General features: G+C 64.6%; 20 protein-coding genes. 11 read left to right on the forward strand and 9 right to left on the reverse strand.

The genetic code is table 11. The annotated features are described in order from the left end of the window. Window positions 1-40 precede the first annotated feature (40 nt). The 3 genes from A6A05_RS11485 to A6A05_RS11495 all read right to left on the reverse strand — a co-directional run bounded on the left by A6A05_RS11485 (window position 41) and on the right by A6A05_RS11495 (window position 2,573). On the reverse strand, window positions 41-895 hold the full coding sequence (locus A6A05_RS11485; protein WP_068500864.1) for a hypothetical protein: 855 nt from the start codon (window positions 893-895) through the stop codon (window positions 41-43). Window positions 896-965: 70 nt separating this feature from the next. After that, window positions 966-2,138 carry an EAL domain-containing protein gene (locus tag A6A05_RS11490; protein WP_068500867.1) on the reverse strand — a complete coding sequence of 391 codons (1,173 nt, stop codon included), beginning with the start codon at window positions 2,136-2,138 and terminating at the stop codon, window positions 966-968. 27 nt (window positions 2,139-2,165) lie between these two features. Continuing rightward, a complete protein-coding gene (locus A6A05_RS11495) occupies window positions 2,166-2,573 on the reverse strand; it encodes a bacteriohemerythrin (protein ID WP_068500870.1) in 408 nt (135 codons plus the stop codon). An 18-nt stretch (window positions 2,574-2,591) separates the two neighbouring features. Between A6A05_RS11495 and A6A05_RS20210 the strand changes: the two genes are divergently transcribed. Beyond that, window positions 2,592-3,260 (forward strand): hydrogenase maturation protease, encoded by a 669-nt coding sequence (locus A6A05_RS20210; RefSeq protein WP_172822268.1) that lies wholly within the window; start codon window positions 2,592-2,594, stop codon window positions 3,258-3,260. On the opposite strand, the gene ruvX is transcribed toward A6A05_RS20210, so the two are convergent. Together ruvX and A6A05_RS11510 are read right to left on the reverse strand one after the other, a co-directional pair. Further along, entirely contained in the window at window positions 3,250-3,711 is a 462-nt protein-coding gene (gene ruvX / locus A6A05_RS11505; protein WP_068500873.1) for a Holliday junction resolvase RuvX, read from the reverse strand. The genes A6A05_RS20210 and ruvX overlap by 11 nt on opposite strands. Window positions 3,712-4,015: 304 nt before the next feature. Then, window positions 4,016-5,167 carry a GNAT family N-acetyltransferase gene (locus A6A05_RS11510; protein ID WP_068500876.1) on the reverse strand — a complete coding sequence of 384 codons (1,152 nt, stop codon included), beginning with the start codon at window positions 5,165-5,167 and terminating at the stop codon, window positions 4,016-4,018. A gap of 117 nt (window positions 5,168-5,284) precedes the next feature. Here A6A05_RS11510 and A6A05_RS11515 point away from each other — a divergent pair, with 117 nt between their 5' ends. Genes A6A05_RS11515 through A6A05_RS22125 form a run of 3 tightly spaced genes read left to right on the forward strand, consistent with a single transcriptional unit; the run spans window position 5,285 to window position 9,430 of the window. Then, entirely contained in the window at window positions 5,285-6,898 is a 1,614-nt protein-coding gene (locus A6A05_RS11515; RefSeq protein ID WP_068500879.1) for an FAD-binding oxidoreductase, read from the forward strand. A gap of 50 nt (window positions 6,899-6,948) precedes the next feature. After that, window positions 6,949-7,518 carry a PAS domain-containing protein gene (locus tag A6A05_RS11520; protein ID WP_082910886.1) on the forward strand — a complete coding sequence of 190 codons (570 nt, stop codon included), beginning with the start codon at window positions 6,949-6,951 and terminating at the stop codon, window positions 7,516-7,518. Further along, on the forward strand, window positions 7,493-9,430 hold the full coding sequence (locus A6A05_RS22125; RefSeq protein WP_156521019.1) for a methyl-accepting chemotaxis protein: 1,938 nt from the start codon (window positions 7,493-7,495) through the stop codon (window positions 9,428-9,430). Before A6A05_RS11520 ends, A6A05_RS22125 begins: the two co-directional genes overlap by 26 nt. Here the strand turns inward: A6A05_RS22125 and amrB are convergent, their stop codons facing one another. Next, entirely contained in the window at window positions 9,431-10,804 is a 1,374-nt protein-coding gene (amrB, locus tag A6A05_RS11530) for an AmmeMemoRadiSam system protein B (RefSeq protein WP_068500884.1), read from the reverse strand. Window positions 10,805-10,857: 53 nt separating this feature from the next. Here amrB and amrS point away from each other — a divergent pair, with 53 nt between their 5' ends. After that, complete coding sequence (gene amrS, locus A6A05_RS11535) at window positions 10,858-11,946, forward strand: AmmeMemoRadiSam system radical SAM enzyme (RefSeq protein WP_068500887.1); 1,089 nt, start codon at window positions 10,858-10,860, stop codon at window positions 11,944-11,946. A 117-nt stretch (window positions 11,947-12,063) separates the two neighbouring features. Further along, on the forward strand, window positions 12,064-12,468 hold the full coding sequence (locus A6A05_RS11540; RefSeq protein ID WP_068500890.1) for a response regulator transcription factor: 405 nt from the start codon (window positions 12,064-12,066) through the stop codon (window positions 12,466-12,468). Between the two features lie 50 nt (window positions 12,469-12,518). Here the strand turns inward: A6A05_RS11540 and irrA are convergent, their stop codons facing one another. Then, window positions 12,519-12,920, reverse strand: a complete 402-nt coding sequence (irrA, locus tag A6A05_RS11545) for an iron response transcriptional regulator IrrA (protein WP_216635788.1) — start codon at window positions 12,918-12,920, stop codon at window positions 12,519-12,521. 106 nt (window positions 12,921-13,026) lie between these two features. After that, window positions 13,027-13,602 (reverse strand): hypothetical protein, encoded by a 576-nt coding sequence (locus A6A05_RS11550; protein WP_172822269.1) that lies wholly within the window; start codon window positions 13,600-13,602, stop codon window positions 13,027-13,029. 189 nt (window positions 13,603-13,791) lie between these two features. Here A6A05_RS11550 and A6A05_RS11555 point away from each other — a divergent pair, with 189 nt between their 5' ends. From A6A05_RS11555 to A6A05_RS11575, 5 genes are all read left to right on the forward strand, one after another. Further along, window positions 13,792-14,220 (forward strand): bacteriohemerythrin, encoded by a 429-nt coding sequence (locus A6A05_RS11555; RefSeq protein WP_068500897.1) that lies wholly within the window; start codon window positions 13,792-13,794, stop codon window positions 14,218-14,220. A gap of 197 nt (window positions 14,221-14,417) precedes the next feature. Further along, window positions 14,418-14,867: a c-type cytochrome gene (locus tag A6A05_RS11560; protein ID WP_068500901.1), complete on the forward strand. Its 450-nt coding sequence runs from the start codon at window positions 14,418-14,420 to the stop codon at window positions 14,865-14,867. Window positions 14,868-14,884: 17 nt separating this feature from the next. Next, complete coding sequence (locus tag A6A05_RS11565) at window positions 14,885-16,228, forward strand: cbb3-type cytochrome c oxidase subunit I (RefSeq protein WP_068500905.1); 1,344 nt, start codon at window positions 14,885-14,887, stop codon at window positions 16,226-16,228. A 236-nt stretch (window positions 16,229-16,464) separates the two neighbouring features. Then, window positions 16,465-17,256 carry a CbbQ/NirQ/NorQ/GpvN family protein gene (locus A6A05_RS11570; RefSeq protein ID WP_068500908.1) on the forward strand — a complete coding sequence of 264 codons (792 nt, stop codon included), beginning with the start codon at window positions 16,465-16,467 and terminating at the stop codon, window positions 17,254-17,256. Window positions 17,257-17,261: 5 nt separating this feature from the next. Then, window positions 17,262-19,187 (forward strand): nitric oxide reductase activation protein NorD, encoded by a 1,926-nt coding sequence (locus A6A05_RS11575; protein ID WP_068500911.1) that lies wholly within the window; start codon window positions 17,262-17,264, stop codon window positions 19,185-19,187. Window positions 19,188-19,194: 7 nt separating this feature from the next. On the opposite strand, the gene A6A05_RS11580 is transcribed toward A6A05_RS11575, so the two are convergent. Next, window positions 19,195-19,722: a M15 family metallopeptidase gene (locus tag A6A05_RS11580; RefSeq protein ID WP_068500915.1), complete on the reverse strand. Its 528-nt coding sequence runs from the start codon at window positions 19,720-19,722 to the stop codon at window positions 19,195-19,197. Window positions 19,723-19,753: the final 31 nt, after the last annotated feature.

Genomic DNA, 19,753 nt, shown 5'->3' on the forward strand with positions numbered 1-19,753 from the left:
GTGGCGAGTATAAACCGGGCCATTGGCCCGGCGCGACGGGTTATCGCCTGAGATTCCAGGGCGAAAGCGGCACCAGGTTCAACCCCATCGGCACCTGGGCATTGGCCAGATCCAGCGTGTCGTCGGTGACCGGGATGCGGACGATTCCGGCGGTCAACGGCAGATCGACGGTTCGTTGCGTGGCGTTCTCCAGCCGGACCAGCGGACGGATCAGCGGCACCGAACTGCGCAGCAGGCGGGCGCGCGTCGGGTCCTGCGCCGTCACCAACACCCGTTTGATCACCGATTGCGCCGTCGCATAGGTCAAGATCGCCACGGTATTGGCCGGCATGTCGTCTTCCATGCCCGACAGGGCGACCAGGCGCTTGCGGTCGCCTTCCAGGGTGAAGTGGGCGACCGGCGAATCGGTGTCGTAAAGCCAGTTTCCGTCGCCCAGGGAATAGACCGAGCGCTTGGTCTGGCGTTCGACCACCAGGGTGGTGTCATCCTCGATGGAGGCGGTGCGGCCGGCGGCAACGATGGTGTAAAGCGGCGGCCTTTTGACGTCTTCGGGGGCTTCCAGCGGCCAGGCGTCCAGGCGGATCAAGCCCTCGGCGCGGCTGGTCGAGAAGACATCGACATTGATGACATCCAGGCGCAGCAACAGACGGCGCGGCCTGGGCTCGCCCGGCATCGGTACCAGGGCGGTGTGGAAATTGACGTTGACCATCCGGCCCTGCATCTGCCCATCGACACCGCGCAGGCCGAACAGCGATTCCCCGCCCAGGACGTTGAACATCTCGGCACGCTTCGCCCACAGGCCAATGCCGACGCCGATGGCCAAGATCGGCGACGTCGCAAGCAACACAAACCCGGCGAAGAACAAGCCGGCGACGAAGGTCCAGGTAAGGCGCATGTCTGTACGTCTACTCCCCGGCGAACCTTACGCGGATCGCTCCATCGGGGCAACCCGCAAGGGCTTAGGCCTACAAGGCGACCCCGCTCTTGTAGAACTGGTCGGCCAGGCGGCCCTGCACCAACCGGATGCCCATCGGGCGGATCAGGGGAAAGGCCTTGGGATTGTCGCAATGGGACAAGATCGCCTTGGTGCCGGCGCCGAAGCCCTGCACCGCCTTGACGAAGCTGGACAGTTCGGCGGGCGTGGCCTCGAGCAGATCGTTGTTCCAGATGATCTTGACGTAATCGGGCCGCAATTTTTCGAAGTTCAAGAGCTCGAAATCGCGCCACTCGACGCCGTCGATGCACAATTTTATCTTGGCCTCGCCGGTCACCTTGCGCACGGCGGGAATCAGCGCGCTGTTCTGGATCAGGTCGGTCTTGTGGACCTCGATGACGAAACGCGACGCCAGCCCTTCGGGGGCGCGGACCAGGAACTCGGCGAAATCCTTGGACAGGATGGTATTGATGCCCAGGTTGGCACTGAAGGATTTATGGCTGTATTCCTGAACCTCGCGGACCATCGCCTTCAGGGCGGCGCGGTCCAATTCCTCGCGCAGCGCGTGGAACAGCCAGGGATTGCTGGTGATCTGGATGCCCGGCAGGAAGTTGCGCTGGATCTTGTCGGCCGACAGGGTGAATTCGACGAACTCGACGCTGTGGCTGGAATCGCCGGCCAGATAGATCGATTGGCTTTCGATGCAGTTGCGCATGTCGGCATTGCGCAGCCGCTCGATCAGCACCGCCAGCAATTCCGGCTTCATCGGCTGTTGACCGCCTTCATCGTCCTGGGCGCCGCCGCGCCCGGTGATGGCCTTGACGGCGGCGACGACACGGTCGAGTTCCTTGACGGCGTCGCAAATCTTGAAGAAGCCGAATTCGTTATAGGCGTTGCGCACCGACAGCACGGCATCGCCCATGAACAGCTTTTCGACCTTGTTGCAGATCAGCACCACCTCGGCCAGCGGCAGGTTGGCGTAGGTCACGAACAGGTCGCGGTTGCCGGCGGTGAACAGCTTGAAGTTCTGCGCCTTCTCGAACGATTTCTGGATGAAACGGGTCGCGCCATCCATGCGCAGTTTCAAATCCTCGCCGGCCGGGGCCAGGGATACCGCGAAATGAATGATCCGCTTCCCCAGCGGATCGCGTTTGATGGCGTGCAATTCGTGCAGGAACGCGCGTTCCGCGTCTGTAGCCCGCATGATCGACCCTCCCCCTGTCCCTGAACCTTAGGCCTTGCTGTGCTTGGCGGCGATATAGCGGGAATATTCGTTATCGACCTCCAGGATATGACCCAGCAGCCAATCCAGGACGAAGCCGCGAATCTTCAATGCCGCGCGCTGTTTGTCTCCGGCCTCGACCTGGGTGCGCAATTCCTCGACCTTGGCGACGAATTCGCGGTGCAAGGCGGAGTGGCCTTCCAGCCCGGGATAGCCGACCGCGTTCATCAGCGCTTCTTCGTGGGCGAAATGATACTCGATATAGGCACTCAGCGCGCCCAAAACGTCTTGGACGCACTCGTCGGCCAAGTCGGCATTGATATTAACGTCCAGTTGATTGAGCAGCGCAAACAAGATCAGATGCTGGGCATCCATGTCGTCGTGGCCAATCTTGTATCCGTTTTCCCACGCAAGCATGGAGGTCTCTCCTCATCTTTGGCCAAGACAATGCTGACAAAAAAAGCCGTCACGCCTGATGCGGCGGACAGCTCGGGAAAAACATTAACTCTTTGCCCGACTGCGAATCAAGCTCATTCCTCGGGTCCGGCGGCGTGGCGGAAATCGACAAATGAGTTCGCGATCTCCCGGCAAAATCCCTTATTGGTTGATGGTGTTGATTTTGTATGCAATATCGTCGGAGATGATCGAGATCGGGGTACGCGCGTGATTCATTTGATCTGTCTGGGAAACCCTTGCCACGGAGACGATGGCTTCGGGGGCGCGGTGTTCGAGCGTTTAAGCCAGGTCGCCTGGCCGCCCGATGTGCGGCTGTTCGACGCCAACGCCGAAGGTGGGGCGGTGCCGTTGTTTCAGGGGTGCTCTCGCGCGGTGATGATCGATGTATTGCCGCCGGGGGCGGGGCTGCCCGGGCAGGTTCTGCGGCTGACCGATTACCCGGACGATCCGCAAGGGGCGGCGGCCGGCGGCGGTGCAGGCATCCTGGCGACGGTGCGCCGGACCATCGATCCGCTTCCCGAGATCGAGGTGATCGGCGCGGTGGCGGTCGCCTGCATGCCGTTTCGGCCGGGCCTGTCGCCGTTGCTGTCGGCAGCGGTGGGCACGGTGGCGGCGATGCTGATGCGGGAATTCGCCTCTAACGGTTAAGGGAATCCAGGGCGCCCTGCAGGATATAGGCGGCGGCCATCTTGTCGATCACTTCGGCGCGGCGGGCCCGCGAGGTGTCGGCCTCCAGCAAGGTTCGGGTGACGGCGGCGGTGGACAGGCGCTCGTCCCACAGCGCGACCGGAACGTCGCGCAGGCGCAAAAGATTGCGTACGAAGGCGCGGGTGGACTGGCAACGCGGCCCCTCGGTGCCGTCCATCTCGACCGGCAGGCCCAGCACCAGGCCGCCGACGCCTTGCTTGTCCATCAAGGCGAACAGCGCTTCGACATCCTTGGTGAATTTCTCGCGGCGGATGGTGTCGAAGGGCGAGGCGATGGTCAGGCGCACGTCGGACAGGGCCAGACCGATGGTCTTGGTGCCAAGGTCCAGGCCCATCAGGCGGGCGTCGCGGCCCAGCAGGGGGCGGATTTCGGTGATCGGGCAAAGGGCCATGGCCCCATCATAGGACGGCGCCGGAAAAAGCGCGACCCTCCTTCGACCGGGCCGGGGGGGAGATGACGGCGAATACCCCCGGTTGACCGGTCGAAGAAGGGTCGTTGTCACCGCGGATGCCTGGTCAGGCCAGCGGCGCGGTTCGTCGTTCCAGCGGTTCGAAGCCGGGGCGGCCCTCGGTGGCGATATCGACCCGACAGCGGGGGTGGAATGACGATGGCCAAGGCGACCTCCTTGGAAACCGGGTGCCCTCGGGCAGACTCTGGAATTGGGCGTGCCCGCCCGATTTTGCAAGAGGTCAGGATCAGGTCTGGCGGTACGGCCCGGCCGCTTCCTGCAGGGCCATGTCGGCGGCCACCAGCGGGGTTTCGTGGGCCAGGAAGCGGGCGACCGGCTCGGCCAGGCGCCGGTCGGCGATCCAGTGGGCCGAGCGGGTCGGAACCGGCAAATAGCCCCGGCCCAGTTTGTGCTCGCCCTGGGCGCCGGCTTCGACCCGGGCCAGGCCGTGGGCCAGGGCGAAGTCGATGGCGCGATAGTAGCAGGCCTCGAAATGCAGGAAGGCCGTGTCGGTGTCGGCGCCCCAGGTGCGGCCATAAAGGGTGTCGCCGCCGATCATGTTGAAGGCGGCGGCGACCGGGCGGCCGTCTTGTTCCGCCCACACCAGCACCACCTGCGCGCCCAGGGTCGAGGCCGACAGCGCCTCGAAGAAGGCGCGGGTCAGATAGGGCTGGCCCCATTTGCGCCGCGCCGTGGCGTGGACCAGGCGCAGGAAATGGTCCCAATGGAAGGGCTGGATGTCGGCCCCGACCAGGGTGCGGATGGTCAGGCCCGAGCGTGCCACCGCGTCGCGTTCCTTGCGAATCTGCTTGCGGCGCCGGGATGCCAGGTCGGCCAGGAAATCGTCGAACCGGCCATAGCCGCGGTTGGTCCAATGATATTGATAGCCCAGCCGGGTCATGAAGCCGGCCGCTTCCAACTCAGCGATGTCGCCATCATCGGTGAAGGTGACGTGGGCCGAGGACAGCTTGTTGTCGCTGGCCAATTGCACCATGGCGGCGGCCAGGGTCGCACGGCCCGAGCGGCCGGGGCGGACCATCAGGCGGGGGCCGGCGACCGGCGTGAAGGGCACCGCGCATTGCAGCTTGGGATAATATTGTCCCCCGGCCCGGCCATAGGCCTCGGCCCACGCCCAGTCGAAGACGTATTCGCCATAGGAATGGCTTTTCAGGTAAAGGGGCGCGCAGGCGGCCAGGGTGCCGTCGCTGTCTTGGACCGTCAGGTGGCACGGGCTCCAGCCGGTGTTGGCCGAGGCCGATCCCGATTGTTCCAGGCAATCCAGGAAGGCGTGGCTGACGAACGGGTTGGAGCTGGCGGCGCAGGCGTCCCACGCCGCCCGGTCGATCCGGGCGATCGAATGGACGGCGGTGACGTTGACGGCCGTGTCGCCTTCGGGCATCGGGTCTCCGATCTTTTTGCTTCCCGCTTGATATGGCTGCGGTTTTGATGGATTCCAAGCGCCGATATGATATAACCCGCGCCTTATTCCCGGACCCCGCGCCCCAATAACCGGATCATGACGACGGCCAGCCCGCCACCCATCGACTTTGCCGCCCTTGGCCGCGCCGAGCTGGCCGACGATGGTGGCCGCGCGCTGGACGCCTTGCTGCTGGTGAGCGCCGACATCGTCGATGCCACCCGCCAGGCGGTGGCGGCTGGCTATGCGGTGATGCCGACCGGCGGCCTGACCAGCGCCATCGGCTCGTTCGATTACAAGAAGGAAAGCGTCGCTGACTTCGCCGGGATCGTCGCCATCCGGCCCAAGGGGGCCGTTACCGCCGACATCGTCGATGCCGCCACCCCGATCGAGCACTTGCGGACCCACGAGGTGGCCCTTGATCGCGAAAATGGGCTGGTGTCGGCCGGGGCCGGCCTGACCTTTACTCAGATCAACGCCGTGCTGGCCGAACAGGTCGGACCCAACGCCCGGGTGCTGGTGGATTTGACCAGCATCGGCTCGGCCTTCGTCGGCGGCGTCGTCGCCACCGGCGCCATGGGACCGCTGCGCATGCGGCCCAGCATGACGCTGGATGCGGTGGTCCTGGCCGATGGCGGCGAGGCCCGGGTGATGGCCGGCGACGATCTGGACCTGGTCGAGGGATTGCAGGGCTGGACCGGCATGGTCGCCGCCGCCCGCTTCCGTTTCTACGACGTGCCGCCCTCGGAATTCGGCCTGGTCCTGCCGGTGCAGGGCAGCGACATCGACGCCGTGGCCGGCCTGTTGGCCTATCTCGAGCCCTGGACCCAGGTGCACCTGCCGGGCGCCGGCGGCCGCCTTGGCAACGGCGACACCGTGTTGAACGGCGTCGAGCTGGTCAGCCGCGATTCGCTGGAAGTCTTCGTCGAACATGCCCAGGACCCGGCCCGGTCCAAGGCCCAGGGTTTGCTGCAATCGTGCGAGTATGCCGGCGCCGACTGGCTGGCCTGCATCACCGGCTGGTCCGAGAATTCGGTCGATGATGTCCTGTTCAGCCTGCTCGACCCCGAGACCGAGACCATCGGCGGCGTGATGATCGAATATGGCGTCGGCTTCTCGTCGGGCGCCGAGATGGACACCTTCCGGGCCATCCGCGAAGGCGCCCCCGACCTGGCCCGCACCCGGGCCCGCGTCCGGCCGGAAGGGCGGATGAAGCCGTGGACCACCTCGACCGACGTCAACGTCTCGGTGCCGGCCGACGCCGGCGCCATCGCCGATGTCATGGCCGCCTATGCCGATTATCGTCAGGCGGTGCGCACGCTGGCCCGCGAACTGGCCGGCAGCGGCGTCGATATCGAATTGTCGGCCTACGGCCATCTGTCGCCGCACGGCATCGACCCGCATCACCGCGTCACCATCTTCGCCGATGAAGGCCTGGAAACCGCCCTGGCCGCCGCCCGCCAGGCGGTGCTGGCCGACAAGCGCACGTTGATTCGCGACCTGCTGCACGCCGCCGAGCGCGGCGGCGGTCGCGTCACTGGCGGCGAGAAGGGGGCTCCGTCGCTGGTGGAAATCGCCCGTGCCGCCGGCGGCGAAGGTCGCATGCCCGAAGAATTGCGGCGCCGCATGGGGCGTGCTCGTGCCGCGGTTTCTTCCGCGCCGACAAACTTCAACTTTCGAGCGCCCGACGAGATGAAGTGCGCACAGACATAAGACATATGGCTTGCTATTATTGAATCTTCCGTTGCCAAGGTGAAATCTGTATGGTTCCGGCGGGGGCGCTTGCCGCCCAAGCGGAGGGCCAATATTTGAAACGCGCAGATTTGTTCGTGACGGGGGTGGAGCGGCACCTGGGGCCGGATGCCATCATCGTCAGCAAGACCGATCCGCAAGGGCGGATTATCTATGCCAATCAAACATTCCTGGAAATTGCCGGTTACACCGCGGCCGAGGTGCTGGGCAAGCCGCACAATCTGGTCCGTCACCCCGACATGCCGCGTTGCGTGTTCAAGTTACTGTGGGACACCATAAACTCTGGCAATGAAATCTTTGCCTACGTGGTGAATCGGTCCAAGAACGGCGACCATTATTGGGTGTTCGCCCACGTCACGCCCACCTTCGACGCTTCCGGTGCCATCAAGGGGTACCATTCCAGCCGCAGGGCGCCGACGCCGGCCGCCATCGCCGCCATTAAGCCGGTCTATGCCGAGTTGCTGGCCGAAGAGGCCAAGCATGCCAATCCCAAGGAGGCCGCGGCGGCCGGGGTTGATCTGCTGGTTCGTAAATTCATTGGCGTTGGGGGCAGTTATGAAGACTTGGTCTTCTCTCTTTAAGTCGTTCGGCGCCTCCCTGGCGACGGCGATCTTGGCGTTGGTGCTGGCGGTGACGGCGATCGCGTCGGGCAGCGCCCTGCAGATCGGCCTGGCCGCCGCCATCCTGGCCTTGGCCTGCCTGTCGGCCCTGTGGAACCGCATGGGCACCGCCGCGGTGACCCGCGTCGTCAACGCGCTCGAGGGCATGGCCGGCGGCCGTTTGGACGACCGTCTGATCCGCGTCGGCGATGGCGGCGAGGTCTATCGCCTGATGGAAGCCTTCAACGCCTCGGCCGACAAGGTCGAAGCCTTCACCCGCGAGGTCCGGGGCGCTTTGGAAGCCGCGTCGCACGGGCGCTTCAAGCGCACCATCCGCCCCGAAGGCATGAGCGGCGACTATATGGGCTATGTCCAGGCCATCAACGTCGCCTGCGCCCGCATGGAAGAAGGCGAGAAAAGCGTCGGCGCCATGATCGAGCGCATCGACAAGCAGGTCGCCGACACCATCGAAAGCGTGTCGGGCCTGACTGCCGATCTGGTCGATAGCGCCCAGACCATGTCGGGGGTGACCAGTTCGGTCAAGCATGACACCCACGCCGCCTCGGATGCCGCCGGCGACGCCTTCACCTCGGCACAAGCGGTGGCCGCCGCCGCCGAGGAATTGCATGCCTCGATCGCGGAAATCGCCTCTCAGGTCGGCCGCTCGACCGGCGCCGCCCAGGATGCGGTGACCCGGATGGGCGACGCCCGCCATGTGGTCGATCGACTGGGCATCGCCGCCAACGAAATCGGCCAGGTGGTCGAATTGATCGGCACCATCGCCGCCCAGACCAATCTGTTGGCCCTGAACGCCACCATCGAAGCCGCGCGAGCGGGCGAAGCCGGCAAGGGCTTCGCGGTGGTCGCCAACGAGGTCAAGCATCTGGCCAACCAGACCGCCAAGGCCACCGACGAGATCACCAGTCGGGTCTCGACCATCCAGCGGGTGTCGCGTGACACCGTCGGCATGATCGACGACGTCTCGACCGCCATTCAGGGCATGGAACAGGTTGCGGCCGGCATCTCGGCCGCCGTCGAGGAGCAGACCGCCGCCACCAGCGAGATCGCCCGCAACGTGTCCTTGACCGCCGAACAGGCCGAAGCGGTCAAAAGCCGCATGCATTCGGTCGAGGAAAGCGTCAAGAACGCCGACGGCGCCTCGCACGCGGTCAGCGAAAGCGCCGTGCGCATGGACGAATCGCTGGTCAGCATGCGCAAGCTGCTGATCAAGGCGGTGCGCACCTCGTCGGACTTCGCCAACCGCCGCAAGGGCCGCCGCCGCGCCACCATGCTGGAGGCCGAGCTGTCCAGGGACGGCCGGTCGGCCAAGGTGATCATCCACGATTTGTCGGAAGACGGGGCGATGGCCACCACGGTCCAGGGTGAGCAATGTACCCGCGGCTCGCGCATGACCATGACCATTGCCTCCGAGAACGTCAAGCTCGAGGCCGAGATCACGGCCTGCACCGAGGGCTTCCTGCACATGCATTTCGTCGCGGGCAAGTTGGAGAGCGCTCGGGTCGATTCCTTGTCGAAATCGTCGATCTCCAAGCTGATGGACCTGACCAAGGACGACCACCGCGCCTTTGTCGGACGGGTGGCCGAGGCGGTGGCCGGTAAGCTCAGGCTGCTGCCGGCTGACCTGTCGACGCACCATACCTGCCGGTTGGGCAAGTGGTACGACAACGTCACCGACGACCGCATGATGTCGCTGCCGGCGTTCCGCGAATTGCTGGACCATCACCGTCCGGTCCATACCAAGGGTCGCGACATCTTGGTGGCGCTCAATTCCGGCGACCAGTCCCAGGCCTTGGCCGGGATGGACGAACTGGAGGAGATGTCCAAGCGGGTGATCGCTACCTTGGACCAGTTGGGCCGGCAGTTCGCCGCCTGATTACTTGATTTCCACCGCCTGGAAGCGGCTGGCCTTGAAGCCCGTGGACCAATGGTTCAAGGGCATGCCGGCCTTTTGCTTGAGGTGGGCCAGGAACTGCCCCTTGTCGGGCAGTTGTTCCCACACCGACGGCAGGAACAGGGCGCGCTTTCCACCATCCTCGATGATCAGCCCGTCGATGCGCGGGCGAAGCTGCGCCAGAAGGTCGGCCTGGTCGACGAAAGTCATCGGCTCGGGCGGGGTCAGCACCGACACCGACAGGTCCAGGCCTTGCACCTCGTCGGGTCGAAGCGGGGGAAAGCGCGGGTCCTTGAAGGCGGCCTTGAAGGCGTTGTCGGTGACGTCTTCCAACAGCGGCCGCCAGGCGATGGCCGAACCGATGCAGCCGCGCAACTGACCGGCCCGCTTCAGGGTGACGAACACCGCGCCGGGCTGGCCCATGGCCGCCGGCATGTCGGGGGTCATCGCCTCGCGCGCTGGGTGGCCGGTTTGCAGCCCGACCCGGATCGAGGCCCAGGCCAACTGTTTCAGCAATTCACCCATGGCGCGGATCGGGTCCTCGGCCGATGGTTCGGCCGGGTACAGCGCCCAGGCGCCATAGCCGACCACCCGGTCCTTCGGTCCGGCGGTGTCGCCGGAATTGCGCACGTCCAGGGTGACGATCTCCAGGCCGCGGCGCTTGGCCGCCAGCAACAGGCCGCCGACGGGAATGCGGCCGCAGGCCTGGTCGCGGCCCAGGCCGTTCGGGTCCAGCCGCTCGATGGCGGCGACCGAGGCGGAATCGAGCTTCTGGCAGGACGGATAATCCAGGTAATGCGACAGGTCGGTCGAGATGACGATCAAGGTCTCGGGCCCGCCCCAGGCGGCGTCCAGCAGGGCAGCCACCTCTTCCGGTCGGGCGTCGCCGATCACCACCGGGACCAGGGTGAAGCGGGTCAGGCACCGTTGCAGGAAGGGGATGTGGACTTCCAGCGAATGTTCCTGCGCATGGGCGGCGTCCAGGCTGCCCAGCATCGGCACGCCCTGCAGGCCGTCGATGAAGGCGCGGTCGATGGGCACGGGGCCTAAGGGCGAGGCCCAGAAATCGGCCCCGCTGACCGCCATGCCGCGAAAGGCCACGCGGTGTGACGGCCCCAACAGGACGATTCGGGTGATGGTGTCGCGCCCGCCTTCCAGCAGGGCATAGGCGCTGGCGGCCACCGGCCCGGAATAGACATAGCCGGCGTGTGGCGCGATCAGCGCCTTGGGCACCTGTGCGCGGGCTTGCGCGCGCGCGCCGGCCTGGCCCAGATAGGAATCGACCTGCTGGGCCAATTGGGCGGCGTCGGCCGGATAGAACTGACCGGCGACGGCAGTGGGGCGAATGGCGGTCATGGTCGGTATTTTACGCTATAATCGGGTCTGAAAACAGACACGGGTAGCCGTCCATGACCGATGTCCAAGGATCGCACTTTCCCGCCCGCCACTGGCACGCCCTGAAGGACGGCCGCATCCAGTGCGATGTCTGCCCGCGTTATTGCAAGCTGAACGATGGCCAGCGCGGCTTGTGCTTCGTGCGCGCCCGCATGGGCCAGACCATGGTGCTGACCACCTATGGCCGCTCGTCGGGATTCTGCGTCGATCCGATCGAGAAGAAGCCCCTGAACCATTTCCTGCCGGGCAGCGGAATCCTGTCGTTCGGCACCGCCGGCTGCAATCTGACCTGCAAGTTCTGCCAGAACTGGGACATCTCGAAGGCGCGCGAGATCGACCGCCTGAACCAATTGGTCGGCCCCGAAGACATCGCCCGGGCGGCGCTGCAGACCGGGTCGCGCGCGGTGGCCTTCACCTACAACGACCCGGTGATCTTCCTGGAATACGCCATCGACACCGCCAAGGCCTGCCGGGCGGCGGGGATCAAGAATGTGGCGGTGTCGGCCGGCTATATCGCGCCCGACGCCAGGGCCGAATTCTATGCCCACATGGACGCCGCCAATATCGACCTCAAGGCCTTCACCGAGGAGTTCTATCACACGCTGTGCGGCGGCCATCTCGACGCCGTGCTGGAGACCTTGAAGTACCTGAAGCATGAAACCGACGTGTGGTTCGAGATCACCACCTTGCTGATCCCCGGCCAGAATGACGGCGATGACGAACTGGCGGCGCTGGCGGCCTGGGTGGCGACCGAGCTGGGGCCGGACGTGCCTTTGCATTTCTCGGCCTTCCATCCCGATTACAAGATGACCGACCTGCCCGACACGCCGCTGTCCACCCTGGCCCGCGCCCGCGAGATCGCCAGACGGGCTGGATTGCATTACGTCTATACCGGAAATGTCCATGACGAAGCCGGCGGCAGCACCTATTGCCCCGGCTGCGGCACCAAGCTGATCGGCCGCGACTGGTACCAGATCACCCGCTGGCACCTGCGGCCCGACGGCACCTGCCCGGATTGTGGAACCGCGATTGCCGGCCATTTCGAGGCCAGCCCCGGCACCTGGGGCCGCAAGCGCGTGCCGGTGCGGTTCGGGTCTGGTTAGCCGAGCCTGTCTTGACCAGCGACAAGGGGCGCACCAAACTAATGCTCTATGCTATTGAGCATTGACGGGCGACGGGGCGCCCATGACCGAACGCCTGGACGGAGTAAGGCCAAGATCATGAGCGAGAACGAACTGTTGGACTGGGTGGCCGACAAATCCATCATCGTCGTCGAGGACGAAAACTCGTCGCGGATGGTGCTGGCGGGGCTGCTGCGCAGTATCGGGGCGACCAAGGTGCGCACCGCCACCAACGGCGAGGACGCTTTGCGTCTGATCGAGACCAAGGGCGTGCCCGACATCATCTTCTGCGATTGGATGATGCCGGGAATGGACGGGCTGACCCTGTTGTCGGTGGTCAAGCCGCGGCATCCCGACGTTCGCTTCGTCATGGTGACCTCGAAGAAGGAACCCGACGATGTCCGCACCGCCGCCGCCCTGAAGGTCGATGGCTATATCGTCAAGCCCTTCGCGCGGGCCACGTTGATGGACAGCCTGAGCCGGCTTCGGGCCAAGGACATGTGAGCACGAAAAAGCCCCGGATGGTCGTCCGGGGCTTTGTGGTGCAGGTTGGCTCAGGACGCCTTGCGGACGCGGATGATCACATCGACGCCCACCATTTCCATGCCCGGAGGCGCGGTCGGCAGGTCAAGGACGCGCGGCTGCGTGCCGGGGATGTCCTCGATGCGGCCGGAGGCCTCGTGGTAATAATGGTGGTGTTCCGAGACGTTGGTGCAAAACCAGCTGCGCTCACCCACCGGCACCCGCTTGACCAGGCCGGCGGCGGCGAATTCGTGCAAGGTGTTGTAGACGGTCGCCAGCGACAGGCGAATCCCGGCCGACTTCGCCTCTTGGTGCAGGCTGTCGGGCGTCAGATGGCGGCGGCCGCCATCATGGATGATTCGGGCGATGGTCAGGCGCTGACGTGTGGGGCGAATACCCACGGCCCTCAGGGCTGACTCGTCGATTGCAGGCACGACATCCTCCCGACTTACGAAAATACGGGCTGCATATTAGGGGCGATACAAAAAATGAGCAACCAAATGATGAATTGAATCATCTCCCCGATTCGCCTTGTATCGTTCAGGTGCCGTCGGCAATGAATCCGGCCAGTTTGCGCAGCATGGCGAGGTCGCGGTGCAGGTGCTCGAGGTCGTGGTTGCGCCACATCCGACCGAAGCAACCCAGCGCCTGGCAGTCGCCGCAGGCCTGGTCGCGGCCCTTCAATTCGGCCTCGAGGGTGCTGATCATGGTTTCCAGGTGGCGGCGTCGTTCGGCGACATCGACCAGATCCAGGAAAGCCAGCTTCAGCCGCAGGCCGGTCTGCCCCAACGCCGCGCCGGGCCGGTCGAGCGGCAAGGACAGCATCAGCGACAAGGTCTCGCGGCCGGCTGCGGTGATGGCGAAGACCGGGTCCGGACGGGTCGGCTCGGCCGACAGATGGCCGCCACGGACCATTTCATCCAGGCAGTCGCACACCAATTGACCCGAAGGGCTCCACTGGCCGGCCGAGATGGTGTCGATGGCCTGGCAGATCGTCTCGGTGTCGATGGCGCGCCGCGCCGCGCAGCCCAACGCCGCCAGCCAGATGAAATCGCCCGCGCCCATCGGCCGGGTCCACGGAATGCTTGCCAGGGAGGTTCGGTCGAGATGGCTCATGGGGCACCATGTGCAAGTGCTAATTATTCGCATCAGTAGCCGATCGGGCGATGCGCTGTCAACCGCCCGCACGGTGCTGCGATGCACAATTTTTCGCTGTGGATTTCCCGTTGCGGCGGCGCTTGACGTTGCCGTATCGTCATGAAAAAGCAATGGGCCAACCGGCCATGAAGATCGGGGAGCGTTTCCATGCCCATTCCAGGCCACAAGAGCCTGACGGTTGGTGTTCGTGAAATCGACGCCGGAACCGAGGGCTTGTGCTACCTGATGAGCCGCCTGTTCGAGCCGATGGTCGAATGCCGACGGGCCGGTGGCGTGTGCGACCGCACCCAATGCACCCGGATTTCCGCCTTGTTGCGCTATGTCGACCGCAACTTCCTGGCCCAGGAAGCGCTGATGGAGCAGGCCGACTACCCTTACGAAGACCATCACCGGCGCGAGCATTGGCGCCTGGTCCATCAGTTGCGCCGCATGCGCGAGGGCAATGTCTGCGCCGACCGTGACCGCACGGTGGTCAGCGAGGTCGTCGGCCGCTGGATGATGGAACATGTCGGCGAATGCGATCGCCGCCTGGGCAATTGGGCGGTGACGCGCCGCGTGCTGGACCCGTCCAGCTGATTTTGCCGTTCTGGGCAAAAAACCACCTAAATTCCGTAGTCTTGACCAATGTTAAAGCTCGCTCCTTGCCGTGGCGGATAGCTTCATCCCCGTGGTGGGGCATGTCCCCACGGAGGCTTGAAATGTAAAGGGTGCGACCACCGTCGGGGGGAACCGCGGTGGATGAAGTTCAAACCCTCATCGTTCGAGGAGCGACCATGTCCGAGACACTGACGAAAGCCGCTGCCCGTAATATTTTTTACGGCGGTACGGCGTTTTTCTTCGTGGTGTTTGTCGCCTTGACCGCGCATAGCGTGACCAGGGCCAACGCCATTGCAGCAGCCAACCCCGTCACCCCGTCGGTGGCGGCCGGCAAGCATGTTTGGGAAAAACATTCTTGTATCAATTGCCACACCCTGATCGGTGAGGGCGCCTACTACGCGCCGGAACTGGCCAATGTGTGGGTGCGCTTCGGCGGCAAGGAAGACGCCAACGGCGCCCGCGAGGCGCTGAAGGCGTGGATGAAGGGCCAGCCCTCGGGCATCGAAGGCCGCCGCCAGATGCCCCAGTTCAATCTCTCCGAGAAGGAACTGGATGACCTCGTTGAGTTCTTCAAGTGGACCAGCGAGATCAACACCCAGAATTGGCCGCCGAAGGTCAGCGGTTAAGGCGCGAGGTAAAGACTATGAAATACCAATCGCAAAAGGTAGCGCTGTATTACTTCGCAGGCGCGATGGCTCTGTTCGTCGCGCAGGTGTTGTTTGGCACCCTTCTGGGCACCGTGGTCGTCAAGCCGAATTTCCTGGCTGACCTGGTTCCCTTCAACATCCTGCGCATGATTCACACCAATGCGCTGATCGTCTGGCTGCTGATGGGCTTCTTCGGCTGCGCCTACTACCTGATCCCGGAGGAATCCGAGACCGAACTGCACAGCCCCGGCCTGGCCGTGTTGCAGTTCTGGCTGTTCCTGATCGGCGCCGCCGCCGCGGTGGTCGGCTACCTGTTCAAGATCCACGAAGGCCGCGAGTTCCTGGAACAGCCGCTGTGGATCAAGTTGGCCATCGTCGTGGTCGCCCTGATGTTCCTCTACAACGTCACCATGACGGTGCTGAAGGGTCGCAAGACCGCCATCACCAACGTCTTGCTGATGGGCCTGTGGGGCATCGCGGTGTTCTTCCTGTTCTCGCTCTACAACCCGAACAATCTGGTCCTGGACAAGATGTTCTGGTGGTGGGTCGTCCATCTGTGGGTGGAAGGCGTGTGGGAACTGGTCATGGCTTCGGTGCTGGCCTTCCTGATGATCAAGCTGACCGGCGTCGATCGTGAGATCGTCGAGAAGTGGCTGTACATCATCATCTCGATGACCCTGTTCACCGGCATCCTGGGCACCGGCCACCACTACTACTGGATCGGCACTCCGACCTATTGGCAGTGGATCGGCTCGATCTTCTCGACCCTGGAAGTCCTGCCGTTCTTCGCCATGGTGGTGTTCACCTTCTACATGGTGTGGAAGGGCGGCCGTCAGCATCCGAACAAGGCGGCGCTGCTGTGGTGCCTGGGCTGCTCGACCTTCGCCTTCTTCGGCGCCGGCGTGTGGGGCTTCCTGCACACCCTGGCCCCGATCAACTACTACACCCACGGCACCCAGGTGACCGCGGCTCACGGGCACCTCGCCTTCTACGGCGCCTATGTCATGCTGAACGTCGCGATGTTCACCTATGCCATGCCGCTGCTTCTGAAGCGCGAGCCCTATAACCAGCTGCTCAACATGTGGGGCTTCTGGATCACCACCTCGGCGGTGACCTTCATGACCTTCGCGTTGACCTTCGCCGGCGTGGTGCAGACCCATCTGCAGCGCGTGCTGGGCATGAACTTCATGGAAGTTCAGGAACAGCTGGCTCTGTTCTACTGGTTCCGTCTGGGCGCCGGTCTGTTCACCCTGGTTGGGGTGATCCTGATCGTCTACTCCCTGGTGGTTCCGGGCAAGGCCGCGCAAGCGACCAAGGCTGGCTATCAGCCCGCCGAGTAAGTGACGACTAATAGGGGGGCGGGCCGCTTTGAAACCAAGCGGACCGCCCCTTTTTTATGGACAGCAAACCGTCTCCCGCCATGAGGCGAGCACGGCTCGCCTCATGGCGGCTGTCAAACGCGAAAAATAGGCGCAGGGCCGCCCCAAGCCTATTTTTCTCATTTTGAATCAACGTGCAAAAGTACACTGAGCGAAGCGAAGGACTTTTACGCGACACTTAAATCGGAGTGATACCAATGAGCGGCACCCAGACCGACATCCCCTTCTACATGCCCGTGGGCAACGAATGCCGTCTGTTCGAGCTGGCCTTCCGCCACAAGCTGCCGCTGTTGTTGAAAGGGCCCACGGGGTGCGGCAAGACCCGCTTCGTCGCCCACATGGCCGCCCGCATGGGCCGGCCCTTGCACACGGTGTCGTGTCACGATGACTTGACCGCCGCCGACCTGACCGGTCGTTACCTGCTGAAGGGCGGCGACACCATCTGGGCCGACGGCCCGCTGACCCAGGCGGTGCGCACCGGCGGCATGTGCTACCTGGACGAGGTGGTCGAAGCCAGGAAGGACGTCACCGTGGTCTTGCACCCTTTGACCGACGACCGCCGCATCCTGCCGCTGGATCGCACCGGCGAGCTGTTGGACGCGCCGGACGAATTCATGCTGATCGTGTCCTACAATCCCGGCTATCAGAACGTCCTGAAGCAGCTGAAGCCATCGACCCGCCAGCGCTTCGTCGCCATCGAGTTCGACTTCCCGCCGGCCGACATCGAGCGCAAGGTGGTCGCCACCGAATCCGGCCTGCCTGAAGAACAGGTGGTGTCGCTGGTGATGCTGGCCCAGAAGCTGCGCGCCATGAAGGGCCACGATCTGGAAGAGGGCGTCTCGACCCGTCTGCTGGTCTATTGCGCCACCTTGATCAATGCCGGGCTGCCGGTGCGCGAGGCCGTGCAGGCGGCGATGATCGAGCCGCTGACGGACGATTTCGACGTCAAGAAAGGGCTCGACGAACTGGTCGTCGCGGTGTTCGGGTAACGCCGATGAGCTGGCTCGAGAAGCTGGAACTGGAAGAAACCGTCGGCCGCTTCTGGCACCGTTTGGTCGGCGAGAAGCATTCCTGGCCGCGCCACCCCGAGGCCGCCGTCACGCTGGACGAGGTCCGCGCCCAGCTGGCGGTGTTCTTTCGCGGCCTGGGTGGCGATTCCGGTGTCGCCATCGCCTCGGCCTCGCTGCGCACCTCGGAACACCGGCTAAGCTGGCGCCAGCGCATCGGCATGGACGACGAACGCATGGTGGTCGCCGCCCGCGACGAGGTGTCGCTGTCCTTGCCCGATGTCTTGGACCATTTCCCCGAGGCCAGCCACAACCGCGATCTCTATTTCTGGCTGGCCGCCTTCTTCGCGATGCTGCCGCCGGCCGGTCCGCCGGAATCCGACCCCTTGCGGACCGATCTGGCCTTCCTGGCCCGCGCCTCGCTGGCCACCCGGGCGGTGGTCGACCAGTTTCCCGGCCTGGCCAAGCGTTATGGCGTGCTGTCGGCGGTGCTGCGCGCCCTGCGCCCCACACGCCCGGTCTCGGGGATCGAGGCCCAGGTCGAGGCGCTGGTGACGGAATTGCTGGGCGGCCCGGCCGACCCTGCCAACCCGTTGCGTCCGGTCCTGTCGGGCACGATACTCGACGGATTGTCGGCGCCCGCCACCTACAAGCCGTTCCTGCCCTGTCCGCTGTGGGGCGAGGCGCTGCACCGCGAGCCCGAATCCCGCCTGGACGAGGATGAAATCTCGACGCCGGATTCCAAGAAGGAAGAGGAAGGTGCGGACAACAAGCGCCGCCACGCCGAGCGCAAGAAGCAGGACAATGCCGACCGCAAGGATCCGCTGATCCTGAACCGCTTCGAGAAGATCCTGTCCTTCGCCGACATGGTCAACGTCAACCGCGGTGCCGACGATCCCGACGAGGAAGAAGCCAAGAAGGCCGCCGAGGAGATGGACAAGATCACCATCTCGCAACATGGCAAGAAGGCGGCGACCAAGCTGAAGTTCGACCTGGACCTGCCGCCCGAGGCGACCGAGACCACCAAGCTGTCCGGCACCCATCTCTATCCCGAATGGGATCATCGCGCCGCCTGCTATCACAAGGATCATTGCGTGGTCCATGTGGCGGTCGCCCCCGAGGAAGGCGAGAACTGGGTCCCGGACGAGCAGGCGCGGCGGCGCATCCGTCAGGTCAAGCGCCAGTTCGAGGCGCTGCGCACCAAGGCCCAGCTTCTGCGTGCCCAGGTCGACGGTTCGGAACTGGACACCGAGGCGGTGGTGCGGGCCCGGTCCGACCTGGCCGCCTCGGGCCAATGTTCCGACCGGGTCTATATGCAGCGTCGGCCGATGGAACGCGACCTGGCGGTGGCGGTGCTGCTGGATTCCTCGCTGTCCACCGATTCCTGGGTGGAAAACCGCCGGGTGCTGGATGTGTCCAAGGAAGCGCTGGCGGTGTTTTCCCACGGCCTGGCCGCCTGCGACGATCCCTTCGCCATCTACACCTTCACCTCGCGCAAGCGGGCCTGGGTCAAGGTCGATACCATCAAGGATTTCGACGAAACCTTAAGCCCGGCGGTGATGCGCCGCATCGGCGCGGTCAAGCCCGGCTATTTCACCCGCATCGGCACCGCCATCCGCCACGTCACCAAGCAGTTGGAGGAGCGGCCCAACCGCCACCGCCTGCTGTTGGTGATCACCGACGGCAAGCCCAACGACATCGACCATTACGAAGGCCGCTACGGCATCGAGGACACCCGGAAGGCGGTGGCCGAGGCCCGCGCCAAGGGCATGGCGGTGTTCGGCGTCACCATCGACAAGAAGGCCCAGACCTATTTCCCGCACCTGTTCGGCCGCGGCGGCTATGCCATCGTCCACCATCTGGCCCAACTGACGGCGGCACTGCCGCGCATCTATCGGCATCTGGTGGGGTAGGGCAGGATCAGGCGGTCAGCACCTCGGTCACCGTCCGTCCGGCCACCATTCCGCGGGCCTTCAGCGAGGCGATGGTCCAGCCCTGCGGCGCCTGGTAATGGGGCAGGTCGGGCTTGCTGGTCCAGTTCCCGCCCCATTCAAGGCCGCATTCGGCGGCCAGGCCGCCCACCTGGGCCCAGTCGCTGACGCCGTCCTGGTTCCAGTCGCAACCATTGCTCCAATCGACCTGGCGGCCACTCTTGACCACGATGTCGAAGGCCAGGCCATAGCCGTGGAAACTGTCGCTGGCCGTCGGCGCCCAGGTGACCGCATGGCGATTGCCCGCTTCGTCGATGGGGGCCATGCCGGCCTTCTTGCGCAGGGCGTTGACCTCGTCCAGGGGCTTCCTGCTTTGGGCGAACAAGGCGGCCTGTTCCTCGGCGGTGCGCAAGGTCTCGGTGATCTGCACTTCCAGTTTGAAGCGCTCCATCGCCAACTGGACCAGCTTTTCAGCGCGGCGGCGAACCTCTGGATGAAGCTTTTCCGTTCCCCTCATGACCAGCCCTCCCGGAACAAAACAACCGGTA

It is taken from the genome of Magnetospirillum moscoviense, assembly GCF_001650635.1.
Taxonomy (GTDB): Bacteria; Pseudomonadota; Alphaproteobacteria; order Rhodospirillales; family Magnetospirillaceae; genus Magnetospirillum; species Magnetospirillum moscoviense.

What these genes read in the sequence shown, in the direction of transcription:
- A6A05_RS11485 (WP_068500864.1), bottom strand. Translation starts at nt 895, where the DNA reads ATGCGCCTTACCTGGACCTTCGTCGCCGGCTTGTTCTTCGCCGGGTTT.
- A6A05_RS11490 (WP_068500867.1), bottom strand. Translation starts at nt 2,138, where the DNA reads ATGCGGGCTACAGACGCGGAACGCGCGTTCCTGCACGAATTGCACGCC.
- A6A05_RS11495 (WP_068500870.1), bottom strand. Translation starts at nt 2,573, where the DNA reads ATGCTTGCGTGGGAAAACGGATACAAGATTGGCCACGACGACATGGAT.
- ruvX (WP_068500873.1), bottom strand. Translation starts at nt 3,711, where the DNA reads ATGGCCCTTTGCCCGATCACCGAAATCCGCCCCCTGCTGGGCCGCGAC.
- A6A05_RS11510 (WP_068500876.1), bottom strand. Translation starts at nt 5,167, where the DNA reads ATGCCCGAAGGCGACACGGCCGTCAACGTCACCGCCGTCCATTCGATC.
- A6A05_RS11515 (WP_068500879.1), top strand. Translation starts at nt 5,285, where the DNA reads ATGACGACGGCCAGCCCGCCACCCATCGACTTTGCCGCCCTTGGCCGC.
- A6A05_RS11520 (WP_082910886.1), top strand. Translation starts at nt 6,949, where the DNA reads ATGGTTCCGGCGGGGGCGCTTGCCGCCCAAGCGGAGGGCCAATATTTG.
- A6A05_RS22125 (WP_156521019.1), top strand. Translation starts at nt 7,493, where the DNA reads ATGAAGACTTGGTCTTCTCTCTTTAAGTCGTTCGGCGCCTCCCTGGCG.
- amrB (WP_068500884.1), bottom strand. Translation starts at nt 10,804, where the DNA reads ATGACCGCCATTCGCCCCACTGCCGTCGCCGGTCAGTTCTATCCGGCC.
- amrS (WP_068500887.1), top strand. Translation starts at nt 10,858, where the DNA reads ATGACCGATGTCCAAGGATCGCACTTTCCCGCCCGCCACTGGCACGCC.
- A6A05_RS11540 (WP_068500890.1), top strand. Translation starts at nt 12,064, where the DNA reads ATGAGCGAGAACGAACTGTTGGACTGGGTGGCCGACAAATCCATCATC.
- A6A05_RS11550 (WP_172822269.1), bottom strand. Translation starts at nt 13,602, where the DNA reads ATGAGCCATCTCGACCGAACCTCCCTGGCAAGCATTCCGTGGACCCGG.
- A6A05_RS11555 (WP_068500897.1), top strand. Translation starts at nt 13,792, where the DNA reads ATGCCCATTCCAGGCCACAAGAGCCTGACGGTTGGTGTTCGTGAAATC.
- A6A05_RS11560 (WP_068500901.1), top strand. Translation starts at nt 14,418, where the DNA reads ATGTCCGAGACACTGACGAAAGCCGCTGCCCGTAATATTTTTTACGGC.
- A6A05_RS11565 (WP_068500905.1), top strand. Translation starts at nt 14,885, where the DNA reads ATGAAATACCAATCGCAAAAGGTAGCGCTGTATTACTTCGCAGGCGCG.
- A6A05_RS11570 (WP_068500908.1), top strand. Translation starts at nt 16,465, where the DNA reads ATGAGCGGCACCCAGACCGACATCCCCTTCTACATGCCCGTGGGCAAC.
- A6A05_RS11575 (WP_068500911.1), top strand. Translation starts at nt 17,262, where the DNA reads ATGAGCTGGCTCGAGAAGCTGGAACTGGAAGAAACCGTCGGCCGCTTC.
- A6A05_RS11580 (WP_068500915.1), bottom strand. Translation starts at nt 19,722, where the DNA reads ATGAGGGGAACGGAAAAGCTTCATCCAGAGGTTCGCCGCCGCGCTGAA.